At 73.5% G+C, this 20773-nt stretch carries 18 protein-coding genes; 6 read left to right on the forward strand and 12 right to left on the reverse strand.

Going from position 1 to position 20773, the window contains the following annotated elements:
* Window positions 1-70: 70 nt before the first annotated feature.
* The 3 genes from J3R08_RS25680 to J3R08_RS25690 all read left to right on the forward strand — a co-directional run bounded on the left by J3R08_RS25680 (window position 71) and on the right by J3R08_RS25690 (window position 4961).
* On the forward strand, window positions 71-1321 hold the full coding sequence (locus tag J3R08_RS25680; RefSeq protein ID WP_043328731.1) for a DivIVA domain-containing protein: 1251 nt from the start codon (window positions 71-73) through the stop codon (window positions 1319-1321).
* Window positions 1322-1493: 172 nt separating this feature from the next.
* Complete coding sequence (locus J3R08_RS25685; protein WP_209963036.1) at window positions 1494-3590, forward strand: hypothetical protein; 2097 nt, start codon at window positions 1494-1496, stop codon at window positions 3588-3590.
* 273 nt (window positions 3591-3863) lie between these two features.
* Window positions 3864-4961, forward strand: coding sequence for an AI-2E family transporter (locus J3R08_RS25690; RefSeq protein WP_197494949.1), 1098 nt, complete (start codon window positions 3864-3866; stop codon window positions 4959-4961).
* A 4-nt stretch (window positions 4962-4965) separates the two neighbouring features.
* Here J3R08_RS25690 and J3R08_RS25695 read toward each other — a convergent pair whose 3' ends face one another.
* The 7 genes from J3R08_RS25695 to J3R08_RS25725 all read right to left on the reverse strand — a co-directional run bounded on the left by J3R08_RS25695 (window position 4966) and on the right by J3R08_RS25725 (window position 11741).
* Window positions 4966-5775 (reverse strand): alpha/beta hydrolase, encoded by an 810-nt coding sequence (locus tag J3R08_RS25695; protein WP_064447817.1) that lies wholly within the window; start codon window positions 5773-5775, stop codon window positions 4966-4968.
* 67 nt (window positions 5776-5842) lie between these two features.
* Entirely contained in the window at window positions 5843-6175 is a 333-nt protein-coding gene (locus tag J3R08_RS25700) for a hypothetical protein (RefSeq protein WP_069087243.1), read from the reverse strand.
* Between the two features lie 97 nt (window positions 6176-6272).
* On the reverse strand, window positions 6273-7352 hold the full coding sequence (locus J3R08_RS25705) for a hypothetical protein (protein WP_209963038.1): 1080 nt from the start codon (window positions 7350-7352) through the stop codon (window positions 6273-6275).
* Complete coding sequence (locus J3R08_RS25710; RefSeq protein ID WP_064447820.1) at window positions 7349-7843, reverse strand: SigE family RNA polymerase sigma factor; 495 nt, start codon at window positions 7841-7843, stop codon at window positions 7349-7351. The genes J3R08_RS25705 and J3R08_RS25710 overlap by 4 nt, the downstream gene beginning before the upstream one ends.
* Window positions 7844-7884: 41 nt before the next feature.
* Window positions 7885-9675, reverse strand: coding sequence for a 3-hydroxyacyl-CoA dehydrogenase family protein (locus J3R08_RS25715; RefSeq protein WP_064447821.1), 1791 nt, complete (start codon window positions 9673-9675; stop codon window positions 7885-7887).
* Between the two features lie 123 nt (window positions 9676-9798).
* On the reverse strand, window positions 9799-10863 hold the full coding sequence (locus J3R08_RS25720) for an alpha/beta fold hydrolase (protein WP_140946395.1): 1065 nt from the start codon (window positions 10861-10863) through the stop codon (window positions 9799-9801).
* Window positions 10864-11294: 431 nt separating this feature from the next.
* On the reverse strand, window positions 11295-11741 hold the full coding sequence (locus J3R08_RS25725; RefSeq protein ID WP_043328712.1) for an FHA domain-containing protein: 447 nt from the start codon (window positions 11739-11741) through the stop codon (window positions 11295-11297).
* A gap of 218 nt (window positions 11742-11959) precedes the next feature.
* On the opposite strand from J3R08_RS25725, the gene J3R08_RS25730 reads away from it, so the two are divergent.
* Window positions 11960-13462 (forward strand): aldehyde dehydrogenase family protein, encoded by a 1503-nt coding sequence (locus tag J3R08_RS25730; protein ID WP_113974619.1) that lies wholly within the window; start codon window positions 11960-11962, stop codon window positions 13460-13462.
* A 9-nt stretch (window positions 13463-13471) separates the two neighbouring features.
* Here J3R08_RS25730 and nucS read toward each other — a convergent pair whose 3' ends face one another.
* Window positions 13472-14131 carry an endonuclease NucS gene (nucS, locus tag J3R08_RS25735; RefSeq protein ID WP_030503891.1) on the reverse strand — a complete coding sequence of 220 codons (660 nt, stop codon included), beginning with the start codon at window positions 14129-14131 and terminating at the stop codon, window positions 13472-13474.
* 71 nt (window positions 14132-14202) lie between these two features.
* Here nucS and J3R08_RS25740 point away from each other — a divergent pair, with 71 nt between their 5' ends.
* Both J3R08_RS25740 and J3R08_RS25745 read left to right on the forward strand, forming a co-directional pair.
* Window positions 14203-14820: a DUF4126 domain-containing protein gene (locus J3R08_RS25740; protein WP_043328707.1), complete on the forward strand. Its 618-nt coding sequence runs from the start codon at window positions 14203-14205 to the stop codon at window positions 14818-14820.
* 59 nt (window positions 14821-14879) lie between these two features.
* The gene (locus tag J3R08_RS25745; protein ID WP_043328704.1) at window positions 14880-15176 is read left to right on the forward strand and encodes a DUF1540 domain-containing protein; all 297 of its coding nucleotides are present in this window, start codon (window positions 14880-14882) and stop codon (window positions 15174-15176) included.
* A gap of 105 nt (window positions 15177-15281) precedes the next feature.
* Here J3R08_RS25745 and J3R08_RS25750 read toward each other — a convergent pair whose 3' ends face one another.
* The 4 genes from J3R08_RS25750 to J3R08_RS25765 all read right to left on the reverse strand — a co-directional run bounded on the left by J3R08_RS25750 (window position 15282) and on the right by J3R08_RS25765 (window position 20740).
* A complete protein-coding gene (locus J3R08_RS25750; protein ID WP_069087238.1) occupies window positions 15282-17285 on the reverse strand; it encodes a protein meaA in 2004 nt (667 codons plus the stop codon).
* A gap of 103 nt (window positions 17286-17388) precedes the next feature.
* Entirely contained in the window at window positions 17389-19542 is a 2154-nt protein-coding gene (locus J3R08_RS25755) for an FtsX-like permease family protein (protein WP_209963040.1), read from the reverse strand.
* Window positions 19539-20219: an ABC transporter ATP-binding protein gene (locus tag J3R08_RS25760; protein WP_043328688.1), complete on the reverse strand. Its 681-nt coding sequence runs from the start codon at window positions 20217-20219 to the stop codon at window positions 19539-19541. Before J3R08_RS25760 ends, J3R08_RS25755 begins: the two co-directional genes overlap by 4 nt.
* Entirely contained in the window at window positions 20216-20740 is a 525-nt protein-coding gene (locus J3R08_RS25765; RefSeq protein ID WP_069087235.1) for a PadR family transcriptional regulator, read from the reverse strand. The genes J3R08_RS25760 and J3R08_RS25765 overlap by 4 nt, the downstream gene beginning before the upstream one ends.
* Between the last annotated feature and the right edge of the window lie 33 nt (window positions 20741-20773).

Raw genomic sequence — 20773 nt, forward strand, 5'->3', positions numbered from 1 at the left:
ATGTAAACAGGACGCGAAAGGTGCCGACCGCTCTTGCGAACCACCCTGGGGCGTCTGCCAGTATGTCCCAATGCCCCAGCAGCAGTCCTCCCCTCTTGCGTTCTTCGATAACGCGAACTCACAGCCCGATTTCACCGTTGGCCTGCGCGGTTACAACACCAACCAGGTGGACGACTTCATCGGCCGCCTCACCGCCGCCCTGAGCCAGTCCGAGCAGGCCCGCGCCGAGGCCGAGCAGCGGATGAACGACGCTCAGCGCCGGCTGCGGCAGGCCGAGCAGCGCCAGAGCGCGCTCGAGCAGAAGCTCACCGAGACCAACAAGCAGCTCGAGGAGAACAGCCGGCCGACCCTGTCCGGCCTGGGCACTCGCGTCGAGCAGATCCTGCGGCTGGCCGAGGAGCAGGCCAACGACCACCGCAACGAGGCCAAGCGCGAGTCGGAGGGCATCCTCTCCGCCGCCCGCCTCGAGGCGCGTGAGATCACCGACAAGGCCCGCGCCGAGGCCGCCGCCATGAAGGCGACCGCCGAGCGCGAGGCCGGCAGCGTCCGTACCGCCGCCGAGCGCGAGGCCGCCGAGGTCCGGGTGCAGGCCCGCCGCGAGGCCGACACGCTGCGCGCCGACGCCGACCGCGAGACCAAGCAGCTGCGTACGGTCACCGCGCACGAGGTGGCCGAGCTGAAGTCGACTGTCGAGCGCGAGGTCGCCACGCTGCGCGCCACCGCCGAGCGGGAGATCACCCAGCAGCGGGCCAAGGCCGCCCGGGAGGCCGAGGAGAAGCGCGCCGAGGCGACCAAGCTGCTCACCGACGCGCGCGACAAGCGCGACAAGGACCTGCAGGCGCTGGAGCTCCAGCTCGCCGAGCGGCGGGAGAAGGCCGAGCGCGAGGAGTCGGAGCGGCACGCCGCCCAGGTCGCGCAGACCCAGAAGCTGGTGAACGAGGCCGAGCAGCGCGCCCGCGCCGCGCAGGAGCGGGCCAAGGAGATCGAGCAGCGGGCCGAGGCCCGCCGGGTCGAGTCCGAGCGCACCGCCAACGAGACCGTCGACAAGGCCAAGGCGCTGGCCGACAAGACGCTCAACGAGGCGCGCGCCGAGGCGCAGCGGGTGCTCAACGAGGCCCGTACCGAGGCCGAGCTGACCACGCAGGCGGCCCGCCGCGAGGTCGAGGACCTCACCCGCCAGAAGGACGCGGTCACCTCGCAGCTCGGGCAGATGCTGTCCGGCCTGGCCGGCATCGTGCCGGGCGTGCCGGCCGGCGGCAAGGGCGACACCCCGAAGGCCGACGCCTCCGGGCAGAAGGTGACGGCCGAGTCGGCCGGCTGACCGTTACACCCGCTGTCGGGGGCATGAGCCACGGCGCGGGGTGACACCGGGTGACCGGTGTCGCCTCGCGCCGTCATGCTGTGCGGGCCCGTTTCGCCGGGAGGGTGAAGTAGCTCCCAGAAGGGGCGTCCGTATCGCCCCAGCAGAGCCGGATGCGTGTGAGGATGGGGTCATGTCGCACGGCGAGGAACTGTTCGCGCTCGGCGGGGACGTGACGACGGAGCCCAGCTTCGAGTCCGCCCTGCGGGGGTACGAGAAACGGCAGGTCGACCGCTACGTCGCTCGCGCGGAGCACGAGATCGCGGCGCTGACGACCGAGCGGGAACAGGCGTACACGCAGATCCACAAGCTGGCCGGTCAGGTCGAGGTGCTCCAGCGCGACCTGGCCCAGGTGCGCAAGCAGGCGGCGGTGGTGGACCGGGCGTCGTTCCGGCACCTGGGCCCGCGTGTCGAGCAGATCCTCACCATGGCCGAGGAGCAGGCCGACGACATCCTCGCCGCCGCCAACGAGGAGATCGAGGCCCGCCGGGCCGCCGCCGAGCACATCGTCGAGGAGGCCCGGGAGCAGGCCGCCCAGGCGCTGAAGGACTTCGAGATCGCGCTGGCCGCCCGCCGGAGCGAGGAGGAGCGGCACACCGCCGCCCGCAAGGCCGAGGCCGAGGCCACGCTGAAGGCCGCGAAGGACGAGTCGGCGACGCTGCGCAAGAGCGCGCAGGACGAGTCGGAGAAGATGCGCGCCGCCGCCCGGGACGAGGCGGAGAAGCTGCGCCGGACCGCCCAGGACGCGCTGGCGAAGGCCCAGCAGGAGGCCACCCAGCTCCGCGACACCGCCAAGGAGATCCACTCCCGGGCACAGCAGGAGGCCGCCCGGCTGCGCGAGACGGCCAAGGAGGCGCTGGCGAAGGCCCAGCAGGAGGCGAACCAGCTCCGCGAGGCGGCCAAGGAGGTGCACGCCAAGGGCCAGCAGGAGGCCAAGCGGCTCACCGACGCCGCCGCCGAGGCCGGCCGGGCCACGCACGCCAAGGCGCTCGCCGAGGCCAAGAAGATCGTGGACGACGCGGAGGAGGCGGCCAAGGCCACCCGCGGCCGGGCCCGCACCGAGGCCAACCGGCTCACCACCGAGGCCGCCGAGGCCGGCAAGCGCAACCGCGCCGAGGTCGAGGCGTACGTGCAGCGCATGCGCACCGAGACCGAGGCGTACGTGCAGCAGTCCCGCGCCCAGACCCAGCAGGAGCTGGGCGCCTGGCGGGCCGGGGTGGAGAAGGAGGTCGCCGAGCGGCGGGACAGCGCCGAGAAGGAGCTGGCCCAGCGCCGGGCCGCCGCCGAGCAGGAGTTCGCCAAGCGCCGCGACGAGCTGGACAAGCAGCACGCCAAGCGGCAGGAGGAGCTGGAACAGGCGTACACCATGCGCCGCGACGAGATCGAGCGCACCGCCGCCGACGTCCGGCAGGCCGCCGAGGCCGACGCGCTGAGCATGCGGCAGCAGGCCGAGCTGGAGGCCGCCGAGCTGCTGCGCCGGGCCGAGGCGGACGCCACCGCGCAGCGCCGCAAGGCCGACGAGCACGTCGCGGCCTCGCGCCGCCAGTTCGAGGAGTACGCGGCCACCACCCAGCAGCACCTCGCCACGACGCAGCAGCACCTGGCCGCGACCCAGCAGGAGGTGGCCGCCGGCCGGCAGCAGCTCGCCGGTGTGATGCTGGAGATCGCCAAGGCGCAGCAGGAGCTGGCCGACCTGCGTACCGAGACGTGGAAGTCGCGGCAGGAGTCCGACGACCTGCAGCGGCAGCTCGCGGATCTGCGGCGCGACGCCGACTCGGCCGGCATCACGGCCACCCCGGTCGACCCGGACGACCTCGCCGCCGCCTCCACCGGCCGGTCCACTGCCGACGGCGGGCCGGCGGGCGAGGGCACACCGGTCACCAGCGGCGCGGAGACGGTCGGCGACACCCCGGCCGGCGGCGGTGCGCCGGTGGCCGCGAAGGGCACCGCCACCGCGGTCCCCAGCGGCGCCGGGCCGGCCACTGGTGACGGCGAGCCCGCCGACGCGGGCAAGGCGAAACCGGTCGGCGAGCCGGTGACCACCATGGACTCCCCCGGCGGGGCGGGCGTCGACGGCGAGCCCACTGTTGCCGCCGTGCCGGGTGAGGGCGGGCGGGGCGCCACCCCCACGAAGATCACCAGCACCGGTGAGAACGGCAAGCGCCCGACCAAGCCGACCACCGACGAGCGCAGCGCCAAGCCCAGCACGGTGACGGTCGACAAGGACTGACCCACCCGCCGCACCCGGCGGGACGGCCCGGCCGGAAGCGGTGGTGGGATGGTCGGGGCGGACGGCGAGGACTACCCTGCGGGCAGAGGGCCGCGCGTCGGCCGTGGACGGCACCGGCGGGCGAGCCGGCAGCGCGGAAGCCGGGAGGCACGGGTGTCGCAGGAGGTCTCCGCCGCCCCTGATGACGAGGCGGCGGCCGTGAACCCTACCGGCGAGGCGGAACCCGCGCGCGACGCCACGACCGCCGTCGGCAACCCGCGAGCCGGCACGGACATGGGCAGCGAGCGGCCGACCGACGTCGAGCCGGCCGAGTTCGAGCCGAGCGGCCGGTTCGGCGTGCCGGGGCGCCCGCTACGGCGCAGCGCCTTCCTGATCGGCTTCACCGGCGCGCTCGGCGTGCTGCTGGCGTACGCGCTGTTCCTGGGCGTGCGGAACGCGGCCGGCATCCTGGTGCTCGTGGTGATCGCGCTGTTCCTCGCGGTCGGCCTGCACCCGGCGGTGGTCCGGCTGCGCAACTGGGGCCTGCCGCGCGGGCTGGCGGTGGCGGTCGTGACACTCACCCTGCTGCTGCTGATCGTCGCCGGGCTGCTGGCGCTGGTGCCGCCGGTGGTGACCCAGTCCGGCCAGTTCATCCAGCAGCTACCCGGGTACGTCGAGGAGCTGCGCCGCAACCCCACTGTCAACGATCTGGTGATCCGCTACGACGTGATGGAGCGGGTCCAGGCGGCGGCGAACGCGGACAACGTCGGGCGGGCGCTCGGCGGTGTGCTCGGCGGCGCGCAACTGATCTTCGGGACGCTCTTCCGCCTGCTCACCGTGCTGGTGCTGACGATCTACTTCCTGGCGTACTTCGACCGGCTGCGCGAACTCGGGTACGCGCTGGTGCCGCGCTCGCGCCGGGAGCGGGTCCGGCTGATCGGCGACGAGATCCTGACCCGGGTCGGCGCGTACATGGTGGGCGCGCTCGCCATCGCGGTGCTGGCCGGGGTCAGCACGTTCGTGTTCGCGCTGGCGGTCGGCCTGCCGTACCCGTTCGCCCTGGCCGTGGTGGTCGCGGTGACCGACCTGATCCCGCAGATCGGCGCGACGCTGGGCGCGGTGGTGGTGACGCTCGTCGGGCTCGCCACCGACCTGCCGGTGGGCATCGCCTGCCTGGTCTTCTTCGTGGTCTACCAGCAGGTGGAGAACTACCTGATCTACCCGAAGATCATGCGCCGGGCGGTCTCGGTGAACGAGGTGGCCGCGTTGCTGGCCGCGCTGCTCGGGGTGGCGCTGCTGGGCGTGGTGGGCGCGCTCATCGCGATTCCCACGGTGGCCGCGTTGCAGCTGATCCTGCGCGAGGTGGTGCTACCCCGCCAGGACGCCCGCTGAGCCGTTACTCGGCGCGCCGCTGGGCCGGGCCGGGCACCGGGGTGTCGGCGAACGCGGCGACAGTGCGGTCCGCGTACGCGCTGACGTCGCCGGTCTCCATCGGGCCGTCCCAGGTGGTGGGCAGCGGCAGCGGTACGCCCGGGGCGACCCGCCGGACGATCTCGTCCAGCACCTTCTCCGCGTCGCCGACCCAGAGGTGCTTGGCGCCGTCCACGCCGACCACCTCGGCCTGCGGGACGGCGGCGAACCGCTGCCCGGCCTCCTCCGGCCGCAGGTAGTCGTCGAACTCGGGGACCAGCGCGGTGAGCGGCTTGCCCGTCTCGGCCCAGACCGCCAGGTCCTCCGGGGCGGAGTAGCGCAGCGGCGGGGAGAGCAGGATCGCGCCGGCCACCGCCGGGTCGCAGCCGTACTTCAGCGCCAGGTCGGTGCCGAACGACCACCCGACCAACCAGATGTTCGGCAGTTCGTGGAACTCGGCGTACTCGATCGCGGCGGCCACGTCGAACTTCTCGCCGACGGCGCCGTCGAAGGCGCCCTCGCTGGTGCCGCGGACGCTGCTGGTGCCCCGGGTGTTGAACCGGAGCACTGCGAGGCCGGCCAGCGCGGGTAGGCGCCAGGCCGCCTTGCGGAACACGTGGCTGTCCATCATCCCGCCGTGGGTGGGCAGCGGGTGCAGGCAGACCAGGGTGGCGGACGGCTCGCCCTCCAGCGGCCGGGCCAGCTCACCGACGAGCGTCAGCCCGTCGGCGGTGTGCAGCTCGATGTCCTCCCGGCGGCCGGGCAGGATCGACGACGCGCGAATCGGAGTGCTCACGCCTGCCAGTCTCCCGCGTCGGCGGCCCGGCCGCCCAGTGGGACGGGAACCGGGTGATCCAGATCGCTCAGCCGTAGCGCGGGGCGCCCCGGCCGCGCTGGAGGTTCGGGCCGCGCCGGTCCCGGGCCCGCCAGCAGCCGGAGTGCCAGTGCCGGCGGTCGGTCAGGTCGCCCCGGTCGTCGGCCGGCCAGGCCACCAGGTGCGCCACGCCCGGCCGGATCTCCTGGTCACAGCCGGGACAACGGTACGTCTTGACCGATGCGCCGCCGCTGATCGCGCGTACCTGCCAGTCGCCGTCGCGCCACTGCTGCACTGTCGGTACGCCGTGGCGGGCACGCTCGGCGTCCAGGCCGGGGTCTTCTTCCCGGCGGGGCCGGTTGCGACGGGGGCTCACGGTCACCAAGCGTACGGGCCGCCGGCCGGACCGGCCCGAGCGATCTTGGTACGGGTACGCCCTTCCAAGGGCCGTTCCGTACCAAGATCGCTCGGGTGGCCGGTCAGGGCCAGGTGTGCGGACGGGTGAGGTCTGCCGCCACCTTCGCTCCGGTCAGCACGGTCGCCGCGTCGGCCTCGGTGAAGTTCACCTGCCCCGGGGGTCCCTCGCCGGGGAAGGGCCAGGCGAAGTCGACTGTCAAGCGCACCTTGGGCAGGCTGAGCAGTTCCAGGCGGTTGCCGTCCGGATAGCGGAAGCCCGGGCGGCCACCCAGGTCACGGTTGCTGGCGCGGCCCTTGTCCTCCCCCATCTCCGCCCCGTAGATCAGCCGCAACCACATGGTCGAGGAGGGCGCCCGGGCGACGGTGAGCTGAACCGTGAGGCTCTTCGGAAAGGCGGCCGCGTCCACCGCGCATGCCGTCACCGCCGCGTTCGCCGGCAACGTGGTCAGCCGCACCGGCCCGGTGCATCGCCGGGCCTCGTCCCAGCGCACCAGGCCGGCGACCCGGTCCAAGGCGGCCACGTCACCGCGAAGCGTGGCGGCCCGGGCGTAGAGACCGGGGAAGGGCTGCCACGACTTGACCAGACCGTCGGTACCGGCGACGCGCAGCACGCCACCGTCGAAGGTCAGCCGACCGCTGACGGCCTGCACCGGGAAACCCTCGATCGAGGTGTCGTCGAGCGCCTTCGCCACCGGACTCACCTCGAGCAGGACCGGCTGTCCGCCGTCGGCGCTGAGTCGGATCGACTCGACCGCGTTCGAGCTGTGGACGGACCAGCCCAGATAGCGGGCCCGGGTGGTGTCGACGCCCAGGTGCAGCACCTGCGGATCGGTACCGACCAGATCGGGACGCTGAAGCGCCCCGGGCACCCCGTCGGCGAGCGGCGGCACCGGGGGTGGCGCCACCTCCGGCGTCGCGGCCGTCCAGGGCATCCGCCCGGCCAGCCCGCCCACGTCCGCGCGTACCACGCCGGTGAAGCCGAGCACGCCGACCAGGGCGAGCGCGGTGCCGGCGGTGACTCGGCGGCGTACCTGCCGGCGCCGGCCGAGCGCGCGCGAGCGGCGCAGCAGGCGTCCGGTGTCTGTCTCCCCCTCGGCGTGCTCCCGCAACACCGAGACGATTCGCTGGTCGAGGTCGGTCACAGCCGGCTCCCCTTTGTCATCGGGACGCCGCAGCGCTCCCGGAGGTGGGCGAGCGCCCGCATCGCGTGGGTGCGGACGGTGACCGGGGAGCAGTCGAGGATCTGGGCGATCGTGGCGTCGTCCAGGTCCTCGTAGTAGCGCAGCACCAGCACGGCGCGCTGGCGGTCCGGGAGGGCGCGGATCAGCCCCCACATCTCGTCCCGGTCCGCCGCCTCGCCGCCGAGGTCGCCGCGTTCGGGCCGGTCGGCGAACGTGTCGACGGCCAGCTCATGGCTGGACCGCCGCCGCCACCAGGACGTGTTGGCGTTGACGAGCATCCGGCGCACGTACACGTCGGGCCGGTCGGCCCGGGCGATCTTGCGCCAGTGCACGTACGCGCGGGCCAGCACGTCCTGGGTCAGGTCCTCGGCGCGGTGCGCGTCGCCGGTCAGCAGCCGGGCCAGACGCAACAGCGCCGGGCCGCGGCTGCCGACGTACTCCTCGAAGGTCACACCTCGAAGACGCCGTCACCGGGCCCGGCTGTTGACGACGGTCAGCGCCGGGTGTGGTCGCGGAACCCGCGGCCGGACTTGCGGCCCAGGTAGCCGGCCGTCACCAGGTGCTCCAGCAGCGGCGCCGGGGCGAAGCCGGGCTCGCGCAGCTCCAGGTACAGCTCCCGCTGGATGGCCAGCGAGACGTCCAGGCCGACCACGTCGAGCAGCTCGAACGGGCCCATCGGGTAACCGCAGCCGAGCTTCATCGCGTAGTCGATGTCGTCGGCGGTCGAGTAGCTGGCCTCCAGCATCCGCACCGCGTCGTTCAGGTACGGGAAGAGCAGCGCGTTGACGATGAAGCCGGACCGGTCGCCGCAGACCACGCCGGTCTTGCCGAGCGTCGCGCAGACCGCGCGGGCGGTGGCCGACGTCTCGGCGGAGGTGCGGATGGTCCGCACGATCTCCACCAGCGGCATGATCGGCGCCGGGTTGAAGAAGTGCAGGCCGATCACGTCGGCCGGGCGCTGGGTCGCCATCGCCACGTCGATCACCGGCAGCGACGAGGTGGTGGTGGCGAGCACGACGCCCGGCTTGCAGATCTCGTCGAGGCTGGCGAACAGCGCCTTCTTGACGCTCAGCTCCTCGATCACGGCCTCGACCACCAGGTCGACGTCGGCCAGGTGGTCCAGCGTCGCGGACCAGGTGATCCGGCCCAGCGCGGCGTCCCGGTCGGTCTCGCTGAGCTTGCCCCGCACCACGCCCTTGTTGAGCGAGGTCTTCACCGTTTCGCAGACCTTCGCGGACTTCTCCGCGCCCCGGGTCACCGAGATGACCTCGTAGCCGGCCTTCGCGAAGACCTCGATGATGCCGGTGGCCATGGTGCCGGAGCCGACCACGCCGACCTTCGCGATGGCGCGGGCGCCGTCGGCGAGCGCGGCGTCACCGGCCGGCGGCGTGTACTCGTCGGGTACGACCTTCGGCGAGCCCGGCCGCTCGTAGGTGTAGAAGCCGCGACCGGACTTCCGGCCGAGCAGCCCGGCGGTGACCATCTGCTTGAGCAGCGGGGCCGGGGCGTGCCGGCGGTCCCGGCCGCCGCGCCGGTACATCGTGTCGAGGATCTCGTACGCGGTGTCCAGACCGATCAGGTCCATCAGCGCCAGCGGGCCCATCGGCAGGCCGCAGCCGAGCTTCATGGCGGCGTCGATGTCCTCGCGGGTGGCGTAGCGGGCCTCGAACATGCCGACCGCGTGGTTCAGGTAGCCGAACAGCAGCGCGTTGGCGATGAAGCCGGCCCGGTCGCTGATCGTCACGTCGACCTTGCCGAGCCGCTCGCAGAGCGCCTCCACGTCGGCGACCACGTCGGCCGAGGTGACCACCGTGCGGACCACCTCGACCAGCTTCATCACCGGGGCCGGGTTGAAGAAGTGGATGCCGATGACCTGGTTGGGCCGGGAGGTGGCGACGGAGATCTCGGTGACGCTCAGCGAGGACGTGTTGGTGGCCAGGATCGCCTCGGGCTTGCAGACCCGGTCCAGCTCGGCGAAGATCCGCTGCTTGAGGTCCAGGTGCTCGGGCACCGCCTCGATCACCAGGTCCACGTCGTGCAGCGCGTCCAGCCCGACCCGGAAGTCGACGCGCGCCAGCAGCGCGTCCCGCTCGGCCTCGGCGAGCTTGCCCTTGGCGACGGCCCGGTCGGTGGAGCCGGTCAGCGTGACCCGCCCCCGCTCCAGGGCGGCCTCGGAGATCTCGACGGCTGTGACGTCGAGGCCGTTGCGGGCGAACACCTCCACGATGCCGGCACCCATGGTGCCCAGACCCACCACGCCCACCCTGGTGAACTCCCGCGCCACGACCGGCCTCCCCTGGCTCGACTCCGCCGTCCGCGACATGAACGGCCGCTAAGGTTATGCGCCGGAGTCTGCCACGTGACGCTGTGTTGTCGAGACGCCGTGGGATATTTCACGCACCGCGCCTCAGCCGGTGGCGTTCTCCCCGGCCAGCGCCAGCAGTTCGGCGACGAACTCCGCCGGCCGCTCCAGGTGCGGACTGTGCCCGCACCCGGGCAGCACCACCTCACGGTACGTCCCGCCGGCCGCCGCGTACCGGTCCAGCACCGCGCGGGTCTGCCCCACCATCGGCTGCGGCGGGCACTCCTGCGGGCCCGGCCAGCCGGGCACCACGCCGAGCTGACCGAGGTACGCCAGGTCGAACAGCGAGGTGTCCGAGACGATCACGTCGGCGTCTCCGCGTACCCAGGTCACCGGCGGCTTGACCGGCACGGCGACCAGCTCGTCGGCGAGCCGGAAGTGGGCCGGGGCCAACGCGTTGAGGACGCCGCGCGGCCCGGCGGCGGTCCCCGGCCAGTGCGCCGAGGCCACCGCGGTGCCCGGGTAGTTGTCGTCCCCGGTGGCGGTGGTCAGCATGCTGTCCAGCAGCAGGTCCTCGTGCTCGCCCAGCGAGGCCGGGTCGGCCACGTACGCGGCGCGCAGCACCGCCCGCGGGCTGGTCGGGCCGTCGGCGCTCCGGTCACCGGCGGCGAGCCGCGCCACGAAGTCCGGGTTCGCGCCTCCGGCGCCGGTCCCGGCGAAGTCGGGCGTGGTGGGGTTGCCGTCGAGGTCCCGGGTGCCGCCGAAGCCGTACGGGGACACCGGCGCCTCCAGCAGCAGCCCGGATACCCGCTCGGGGTGGCCGACGAGCAGCCGCATCGCCACGCCGCCGCCGAGCGAGTGCCCGGCCACCACCGGCCGGGCGCCGGGCGGGAACAGCCCCGGGACGTCCAGCAACGCGGCCACGTCGTCGGCGAAGTCGTCGAGCCCCCTGGTGGCGTCAACGGGTGCGGTGTCGGTCTCGCCGTAGCCGCGCAGGTCGGGGGCGACCACCCGGAGCGTGTCCGGCAGCCGGGCGAGCAGCGGTTCCCAGAAGGCGGAGGAGGAGACGTTGCCGTGCACCAGCAGGACCGGTACGCCGTCCGGCGGACCGGCCACGCGGACCGCCTGGGTGATGCCGTTGGCCTGGACCGTGAGCCGTGCGCTGCGCATCCGCGCATGCTGGCACGCCCGCCCGCCCCCGGTCCATGTCCCCCACCCCCACACCGCCCCACCCGACCATGGCGCGCACCCCCGCCCCGCCACCGCGTCGATCATGAAGTTGGCGGCGACAAATCGGACGCAGAACACCGCCAACTTCATGATCGACCGGGCCTGGGAGCGCCAACCCGCCCAGCCCACCCTCCGCCGGTCGCGGCGCGCCGGTCGCGGCGCGGCGGTGATCAAGGAGTTTGCGTCACCGCGGGAGCCGTTTCCGTACCCAAACTCCTTGATCACCGCGAATGGGTGGGGCGGGGAGGGTGGGGAGGTGGCGGGTGGTGGGTGGTGGGTGCGCGGCCGGGGGCGGCGCGGGCGTGAGGGGTCAGCGGGGCCCGGGGATCGGCGGCACTCAGTGGCCCCCGGGTCCAGCGGATGCCCGAGGTCTAGCTCACGTCGGCCGGCTGCGCCTCGCGCGCCTCGATCGGCCGGCGGGGCGCCGGGACCGGCAGCGGCAGGGTGGGACGCTGGTCGCGGCGCAGCGCGCCGAAGCTCATCCCGACCGGGTCGGTGCGGGCCACCCCCGGGTCGTAGAGGCGCAAATCCGTGCGGCCGAGCCGGACCACGTCGCCGTCGGCGATCGCCACGCTGCCGGTGACCCGGGTGTCGTTGAGCCAGGTGCCGTTGGTCGAGCCGAGGTCGGTGAGCAGCACCCCCTCGGGGGTGGCCCGGACGGTGGCGTGCCGCCGGCTCAGATGCGGATCGGCGAGCACGATGTCGGCGGTCGGCGCCCGGCCGATCACCTGCGCGTCCTGGCCGACCCGGAACGTGAGCCCCCGCATCGCCCCGCCGGACACCGTCAGCAACGGCATCAGCTCAGGATGCTCCTCCATGGACAGTCGACCTCCACCCCACATCGCCCCGCGGCGTCAGCCTGCCACCTCACCGTAGTGGCTTGCACCACCGCGCGGTCACCCCCGCGACCCCGGCCGGTCATCTCCCGTTCGCCGTTTCGGACGGCATCTCCGTCGATGCGAGGGCTGATCGTCCGCGCAGCGTACGGCGCGTGCGACACCTACCGGCGAGTAATCCTCGGGTCTAGACTTCGGCCATGACCGCTGTGCATGTGCCGGGCGCCCCGCTCATCTCCGAAGGTCGGCTGGTGTCGACCAGCCCGGCCACCGGCGCCGAGGCAGGCAGTTTCCCGCTGGCCTCCGAGGCGGACGTGCGTGCCGCGGTCGACCGCGCCCGGGCGGCCGGCGACTGGTGGGCCGGGCTCGGCTTCGCCGGCCGGCGGGACCGTCTCCAGCGCTGGCGTGGCGTGCTCGCGCGGCGGATCGAGGAACTGGCCGACCTGATGCACACCGAGGGCGGCAAGCCGGTCGGTGACGCCGTCGTGGAGATCCTCACCGCGCTGGAGCACATCGACTGGGCGGCCCGCAACGCGCAGCGGGTGCTCGGGCCGCGCCGGGTCCGTTCCCGGCTGGTCCTCGCCGAGTTCTCCGGCCACCTGGAATACCAGCCGTACGGCGTGGTGGGCGTGATCGGCCCGTGGAACTACCCGGTCTTCACCCCGATCGGCTCCGCCGCGTACGCGCTCGCGGCCGGCAACGCGGTGGTCTTCAAGCCGAGCGAGTACACCCCGGCGGTCGGCCAGTGGCTGGTCGACAGGTTCGCCGAGGTGGTGCCGGAGCAGCCGGTGTTCCAGGTGGTGCACGGCTTCGGCGCGGTCGGCGCGGCGCTGTGCCGCTCCGGCGTCGGCAAGGTCGCGTTCACCGGCTCGACCGCCACCGCGAAGCGGGTGATGGCCGCCTGCGCGGAGACGCTCACCCCGGTGCTGCTGGAGGCCGGCGGCAAGGACGCGATGATCGTGGACAGCGACGCCGACCTGGACGCCGCCGCCGACGCGTGCGTGTGGGGCGGCATGACCAACGCCGGCCAGACGTGCATCGGCATCGAGCGGGTCTACGCCGTCGACCAGGTCTACGACGCCTTCGTCGAGAAGGTGGTGGCGAAGGCCGGGCGGCTGACTGTCGGCCCCGACGGGACCGACCTCGGCCCGATCACCATGCCGTCGCAGATCGACATCATCCGCCGGCACATCGACGACGCGCTCGACCGGGGCGGCCGGGCGGTGCTGGGCGGCCCGGAGGCGGTCCAGCCGCCGTACGTGCACCCGACCGTGCTGGTCGACGTGCCGGAGGACTCGGCCGCCGTGCAGGAGGAGACGTTCGGCCCGACGCTCGTCGTCAATCGCGTCCGGGACGTGGACGAGGCGGTCGAGCGGGCCAACGCGCTGCCGTACGGGCTCGGGGGTTCGGTCTTCGGCCGGGCGCGGGCGGTGGCGGTGGCGCGGCGGCTGCGTTCCGGCATGGCCTCGGTCAACTCGGCGCTGACCTTCGCCGGCATGTCGACGCTGCCGTTCGGCGGCGTCGGCGAGTCCGGCATCGGCCGCATCCACGGCGAGGAGGGGCTGCGCGAGTTCGGCCGGCCCAAGTCGGTCACCCGCCGCCGGGCCCGGTCGCTGCTGCCGGCGATGACGTTCGAGCGCACCCCGGCCGACATCGCCCGCATCGTCAAGATCGCCAAGCTGATGTACGGCCGGGGCCGCTGAGGCGGCGCCTCAGAACAGCGTCAGCTCGTCGCGTTCGATGCCGCGCAGCTTGTCGTAGTCGACCACCACGCAGCGGATACCGCGGTCGGTGGCGAGCACCCGGGCCTGCGGCTTGATCTCCTGCGCGGCGAACACGCCGGCCACCGGCGCGAGCAGCGGGTCCCGGTTCATCAGCTCCAGGTAGCGGGTGAGCTGCTCCACGCCGTCGATCTCGCCGCGCCGCTTCACCTCGACCGCCACCGCGCCGCCGACCGCGTCGCGGCAGAGCAGGTCGACCGGCCCGATCGCGGTCATGTACTCGCGGCGGACCAGCGTGAAGCCCTCCCCCAGCGTCTCCGGGTTCGCGGCGAGCAGCTCCTGCAGGTGCGCCTCGACGCCGTCCTTGCGCAGGCCCGGGTCCACGCCCAGCTCGTACGAGGTGTCCTGGAAGATCTCCTCCAGCGTGATGCGCAGCTCCTCGCCGGCCTTGTTGACCACCCGCCAGACGCCTGGCGCCTCCTCCAGCCGGCAGGGCGGGCTCATCCAGTTCAACGGCTTGTAGGCCCGGTCGTCCGCGTGGATCGACACCGAGCCGTCCGCCTTCACCATCAGCAACCGGGTCGCCGGGGGCAGGTGGGCCGAGAGCCGTCCGACGTAGTCCACTGAGCACTTCGCAATCACCAACCGCACCCGCCGAGGGTAGCCGAGGCCCCGGCGGACGCCGACGAGCGCCACTGGCGTACCGGTGCCATATTGAGATCGTGCTCGAAGTCCTCACCGGTTCCGGTCTGGCCGCCTCGGCGGGCCTGAACGCCTACATCCCGCTGCTGCTGATGGGGCTGCTGTCCCGCTACACCGACCTGGTCGAGCTGCCCAGCGGCTGGCAGTGGCTCGGCAACGGCTGGGTGGTGCTGATCCTCGCCGTCCTGCTCGCGGTCGAGGTGGTGGCCGACAAGGTGCCTGTGGTCGACCACGTAAACGACGTGGTGCAGACGGTGGTCCGGCCGACCGCCGGCGGGCTCGCGTTCGGCGCGGGCGCCGGCTCGGAGACCGTCACCGTCAGCGACCCGGACACGTTCTTCTCCTCGCACCAGTGGGTGCCGGTCGTGGTCGGCGTGCTCATCGCGCTCGGCGTGCACCTGCTCAAGGCCGCCGCCCGGCCGGTCATCAACGCGACCACCGCCGGGGTGGGCGCGCCGGTGGCCAGCACCGCCGAGGACGCGACGAGCGTGGTCATGTCGGTGGTGGCGCTGCTGCTGCCGGTGCTGGTCCTGGTGTTCCTGCTCGGCCTGGTGTTCTTCGTACCGTGGCTGTTCCGCCGCCGCCGGGAGCGGCGACGGGAACGCGCCGCGGCCCGCGCGGCCGGCTTCCGCGTCTGACCCGCGCGAGCTCCCGAAACCTCTAAAATCGGGGCAAGAAACCCAAGGAGGTACGGGAGATGACCGCGTCGTTGGAGATGCCCCGGGTCCAGGAGTGCGCCGTCCGGTCCTGCGCCTACAACCACACGAACGACTGCCACGCGTTCGCCATCACGATCGGCAGCAGCGACCACGCCCACTGCCACACGTTCGTCGAGATGCCGGTGCGCGGCGGCCTCGACCAGTTGGTCGCCCAGGTCGGCGCGTGTTCGCGCGCCGACTGCCGGCACAACGCCGACCTGGAGTGCCACGCCCCGGCCATCACCGTCGGTCCCGACATGGACATGGCCGACTGCATGACCTACCAGAGCCGCTGACCCACCCGTCCGGAGGCGCCGTCCGCATGGAGGCGCCGCTTTCGCGCGCGGGTGTTAAGAAGGGGCCCCTTCCCTACCGGAGGCGTTAATAAGGGGCCCTTCCTTTCACGACAGGGCGTTGGCCTCGCGGATCACCGTCACCAGCTCGTCGATGATGCCGGTGAGCGCGAAGTCCTTCGGCGTGAACACCCGGGCCACCCCGGCGGCCCGCAGCGCCTCGGCGTCGGCGGCCGGGATGATCCCGCCCACCACCACCGGCAGGTCGCCCCGACCGGCCGCGCGCAGCCCGTCCAGCACCGCCGGCACGGCGGCCAGATGCGAGCCGGACAGCACGGAAAGCCCGACCAGGTCGACGTCCTCCTCCACGGCGGCCGCCACGATCTGCCCGGCGGTCAGCCGGATGCCCTGGTAGACCACCTCGAACCCGGCGTCGCGGGCGCGTACCGCGATCTGCTCTGCGCCGTTGGAGTGCCCGTCCAGCCCCGGCTTGCCGACCAGCAGCCGCAGCCGGCCGCTGCCCAGCTCCCGCGCGGTGGCGGCGACCCGCTCCCGCACCCCGGCGAGGGTCGCGTCACCGGCCGTTCCGACCGCCCCGGCCAGGCCGGTCGGCGCGCGGTACTCGCCGTACACCTGGCGCAGCGCGCCCGCCCACTCGCCGGTGGTGACCCCGGCCCGTACACAGGTAAGCGTCGCCGGCATCAGGTTCGCCGTGGTGGCGGCGTCGGCGCGCAGCCGGTCCAGCGCCGCCTCGACAGCCGCCGCGTCCCGGTCGGCCCGCCACCGGCGTACGCCGTCGGTGGCCGCCTCCTCGACGGCCGGGTCCACCTGCTCGATCGCCTCGGCGCCCGCTGCGGTCAGCGGCGACGGCTCGGTCTCGGTGAACCGGTTGACGCCGACCACCACGTCCGAACCGGACTCCATCCGGCGACGGCGCTCGGCGAGCGAGGCCACCAGCGCGCTCTTGAGGTAGCCGGACTCGACGGCGGTGACCACGCCGCCCATCTCCAGCACCTTCTCCAGCTCGACGCGGGCGCCGGAGACGATGTCGTCGACCAGCGCGGTCATCACGTGCGAGCCGGCGAACAGGTCCGGGTACTCCAGCAGGTCCGACTCGTACGCCAGCACCTGCTGCATGCGCAGCGACCACTGCTGGTCCCACGGGCGGGGCAGGCCCAGCGCCTCGTTCCAGGCGGGCAGCTGCACGGCCCGGGCGCGGGCATCGCGGGACAGCGTGACGCCCAGCATCTCCAGCACGATGCGCTGGATGTTGTTCTCCGGCTGCGCCTCGGTCAGGCCCAGCGAGTTGACCTGGACGCCGTAGCGGAACCGGCGCTGCTTGGGGTCCGCCACGCCGTAGCGGTCGCGGGTGATCTCGTCCCAGAGCGCGCCGAACGCGCGCATCTTGGCGATCTCCTCGACGAAGCGCACCCCGGCGTTGACGAAGAACGAGATCCGCTGGACCACGTCGCCCATCCGCTCGGGCGGCACCTGGCCGGAGTCGCGCACGGTGTCGAGCACGGCGACGGCGGTGGCCAGCGCGAAGCCGACCTCCTGCACCGGCGTCGCCCCGGCCTCCTGGAGGTGGTACGAGCAGATGTTCACCGGGTTCCACCGGGGCATCTCGCGCAGCGTGTACGCGATGATGTCGGCGGTCAGCCGCAGCGAGGCCGCCGGCGGGAAGATGTACGTCCCCCGGGACAGGTACTCCTTGATGATGTCGTTCTGCGTGGTGCCGGCGCAGCGGCTCAGCTCCGCGCCCTGCTCGGCGGCGACGGTGCCGTAGAGGCCGAGCAGCCACATGGCCGGGGCGTTGATGGTCATCGAGGTGTTCATCTCGGCGAGCGGGATGCCTTCGAACAGCGCCCGCATGTCGCCCAGGTGCGCCACCGGCACGCCGACCCGGCCCACCTCACCGGAGGCCAGCTCGTGGTCCGGGTCGTACCCGGTCTGGGTGGGCAGGTCGAAGGCGACCGACAGGCCGGTCTGCCCCTTCGCCAGGTTGCGGCGGAAGAGCGCGTTGGTGGCCGCGGCGGAGGAGTGCCCGGCGTACGTGCGCATCACCCACGGGCGGTCCCGCTCGGGCAGCCGTCCCGGCATCGCGTCGTCCATGGCCGGAGTTTAAGTTACCGTTTAGTAAAAGAGAGTGTGGAAAACCACACAACCCCAGGCCCGCGACGGTGGGCCGGCCGCACACACCGGCCCACCGTACGGGTCATTCGCTGCGGGCGGTCTCCGGGCCGGTGATCCGTTCCAGCAGCGGCAGCGTGGCCGCGATGACCGCGAGGCAGCCCAGCACGCCGAGGGCCACCACAGCGGCGAACCCGATCCCCGGTACGCGCAGGTCGTACTGCATCTGGGCGCGCAGGAACAGGTGTGCGGCGACCAGTCCCATCCCGACCGCCACCACGGCGACGGTCAGCAGCGGCACCACGCTCTCCAGGGCCACCACCCGGCGCAGCAGCCGAACCGGGGCGCCGCTGAGCCGCAGCAGGCTGAACGGCCGCTTCCGTTCGCTGAGGCCGGCCGCCACGGCCACGGCCAGGCTGCACCCGGCGAGCACGAGACCGGCCACCACGACGAGGTCGGCCAGCCGCTGCCAGCCCCGCATGGTGTCGGCGAAGTCGGCCTCGAAGTCGCCGGGCACGTTCGGCGCCACGTAGAACGTCGGGAACGCGGCTTCGAGGACCGTCCGGGCCCGCTCCACCGCGACCGGATCCCCCGCCTCGACCGCCACCGAACCCGCCGGGAGTCCCGCGAGGGCAGCCGGGTCCACCGGGGACGACGGCCAGATCCGGTCGGCCGAGGCGGACTCCCGCCAGGGGATCAGGTCCGGCGGCACCTCGGCGACGTTCGCCCCGGCGGCACACCGCCCGTAGGCGGGCGGGATGTCCGCGCAGGCGATCACCCCGGAGTCGCGGCCGTCACCGCGTACCGGGTTCTCCCGGACGAGCACCGGGTTGCGGACGCCGGGCACCGCCGCCAGGTCGGCCAGCAGCGTGCCCGGCACCGGCGGGTCGTCAGTGAGCACCATCGACAGCCGGCCGGCCTCCAGCGACCCCCGGGGCGCCGGACCGCGCTCGTACGTGATCGTCCCCATCACACCGACGGCCACCGTGGTGACGAACAGCGCGAGCATCACGCCGCTGACCGCCCGGAACCCGGCTGCCGGGTTGTCGGCGAGCCGGCGCGCGGCGATCAACGCGGCCGGGCGGCCGGCCCGGGCGGCCAGCACCTTGGCGCCGACCATGGTCAGCCAGGGGCCGCCGGTGATCAGCCCGACCATGACCAGCAGCAGCGCGGGCAGGAACAGCGCGGTCTGACCGTCCGACGTGGGCGGCCGGTACACCAGGGCGAAGCCGAGCCCGGCCAGGCCGAGCGCGAGCGGGATCAGCCGGTACGCCCGTGGTGGTCGGGGCGTGACGCGGCGGGTGACGCCGAGCGGGGAGATCCGGACCCGGCGCAGCGCGACCCAGGCCGCGGCCGCCGCGCCCGCCGGCACGCCGAGGGCCACCAGGAGGGCCTCCGGCGCACCGATGGCCATGTCCCCGGGGAAGAACGGCATGCCGGTGAACGGGATGCCGGCGAGCTGGCTGCGGAACGCGAAGAACACCGCGAAGCCGGCCGCCGCGCCGGCCGCCGCCGCGAGCGCGGCCTCGACGGCCGCGACCGCCGAGATCTGCCGGGGCGTGGCCCCGACCAGCCGCATCGCGGCGAACCGCTGCTCCCGGCGGGCGGCGCCGAGCCGGGTCGCCGTGCCGATGAAGACGAGTACGGGGAACAGCAGTCCGCCCGCCACCACGCCGAGGATGAGGTCGACCGCGGCCCCGGGCAGCGGAGCGCTGTTGCCGTCGAGCCGGGTGACCTTGCGGACCTGGTCCAGCCCGCCCACCTGCTCCGGGGTGCCGCCGACCAGGACGAGCAGGGTGTCCGGTGAGGTGAGCGCCGCCGGCCCGATCTCGCCGAGGTCCCGGCCCGGGTAGCGGTCGGCGAGCTGGTCGGCGGGGGTGGTGGCCAGCAGCTTGCGCAGCGCCGGGGAGGCGTAGAACTCGCCGGGTCCTGGCGCGCGGGGAACGCCGACCGGCGTGGGCGCGTCCGGGCCGGTGGCGGCGACGTCGATGCGAACGATCTGGTCGCCCCGGAAGTAGTCAAACCGGGTCGACCACAGCAGCGGGTCGGCGGACCCGCCCGCCGTCTCCTGCGGGTACATCGACGCGTAGCGGGTGAGCTGGGCGTCGGTGGCGTTCACACCGGCGAGCGTGGTGAGCAGCAGGCCGGTGCCGACCGCCACGGCGGCGGCGATGGCGACCAGCCGGAGCAGCGCCTCCCGGCCACCGGCGACGGCGAGCCGGAGCGCGAGCCCGATCATGAGGCGACCCCGGCGGGGGCGTTGACCCGGCCGTCCCGCACCATGACCTCGCGGTCGGCGTACGCCGCGATGCGCGCCTCGTGCGTCACCAGGACGACTGTGGTGCCCTTCTCGCGGGCGGCGTCCACCAGCAGCGTCATCACCTCCTCGCCGGTGAGCGAGTCGAGCGCGCCGGTGGGCTCGTCGGCGAACAGCACCCGGGGCTCCGCGACCAGGCCGCGGGCCAGTGCGACCCGCTGGGCCTGCCCGCCGGACAGTTCGCCCGAGCGGCGGTGCTCCATGCCGGCCAGGCCGAGCCGCTCGAACCAGCCCCGCGCGGCGCGCAGCGCCGGAGTGCGGCGGACACCGCGCAGCAGCAGCGGCAGCGCCACGTTCTCGGCCGCGGTGAGTTCCGGCACGAGCTGCCCGAACTGGAAGACGAAGCCGAAGCTGTCGCGGCGCAGCGTGCTCCGGTCGGCCTCGCCGAGCGTGTCGATCCGGGCGCCGTCGAACCGGACCTCGCCGGAGTCGGGGCGCAGGATGCCGGCCAGGCAGTGCAGCAGCGTCGACTTGCCGGAGCCGCTCGGTCCCATCACGGCGACCACCTCGCCGGCGGCCACGGCGAGGTTCGCGCCGCGCAGGGCGGGTGTCTCGCCGAACGCGTACGTGACGTCACGTGCCTCGATCATCGGGCTCATGGCCGTACCGCCTTTCTCAGGGCGTCCAGCCGGGCGCCTGTCGTCTCGATCCACCGCAGGTCCGCCTCGAGGTGGTAGAGGCCGTGGTCGGCCAGCATCACGTCGACGAGTTCGCCGCTGCGCTTGATCTCGGTCAGCTCACGCATCCGGCGCAGGTGCGCGGCGCGCTGGGTGTCCAGGTACTCCTCGGCCGGGCGGTCGAGCATCAGCGCGAGCACGACCTTGGTGAACAGCAGGGTCTGCAGGTGCGGTTCCGGTTCGACCGGCTCGGTCAGCCAGTGCTCCACCTCGGTGGCGCCCAGGTCGGTGATCACGTAGCGCTTGCGGTCGGGCCCCGCGCCGGGAGCCACGTCGCCGACCACCACCTTGCCGTCGCGGGCCAGCCGGCTCAGCGTCGAGTAGACCTGCCCGTACGGCAGCGGCTTGCCGCGCCCGAAGAAGGTGTCGTAGTCGCGCTTGAGGTCGTAGCCGTGGCTCGGTTCGCGTTCGAGCAGCCCGAGCAGGGTCAGGGGAACCGTCATGAGCAGAGACTACACCGAGTGTATACCTCGCGT

The sequence above is a fragment of the Micromonospora sp. HB375 genome (genome assembly GCF_017872985.1).
Classification (GTDB): domain Bacteria; phylum Actinomycetota; class Actinomycetes; order Mycobacteriales; family Micromonosporaceae; genus Micromonospora; species Micromonospora chalcea.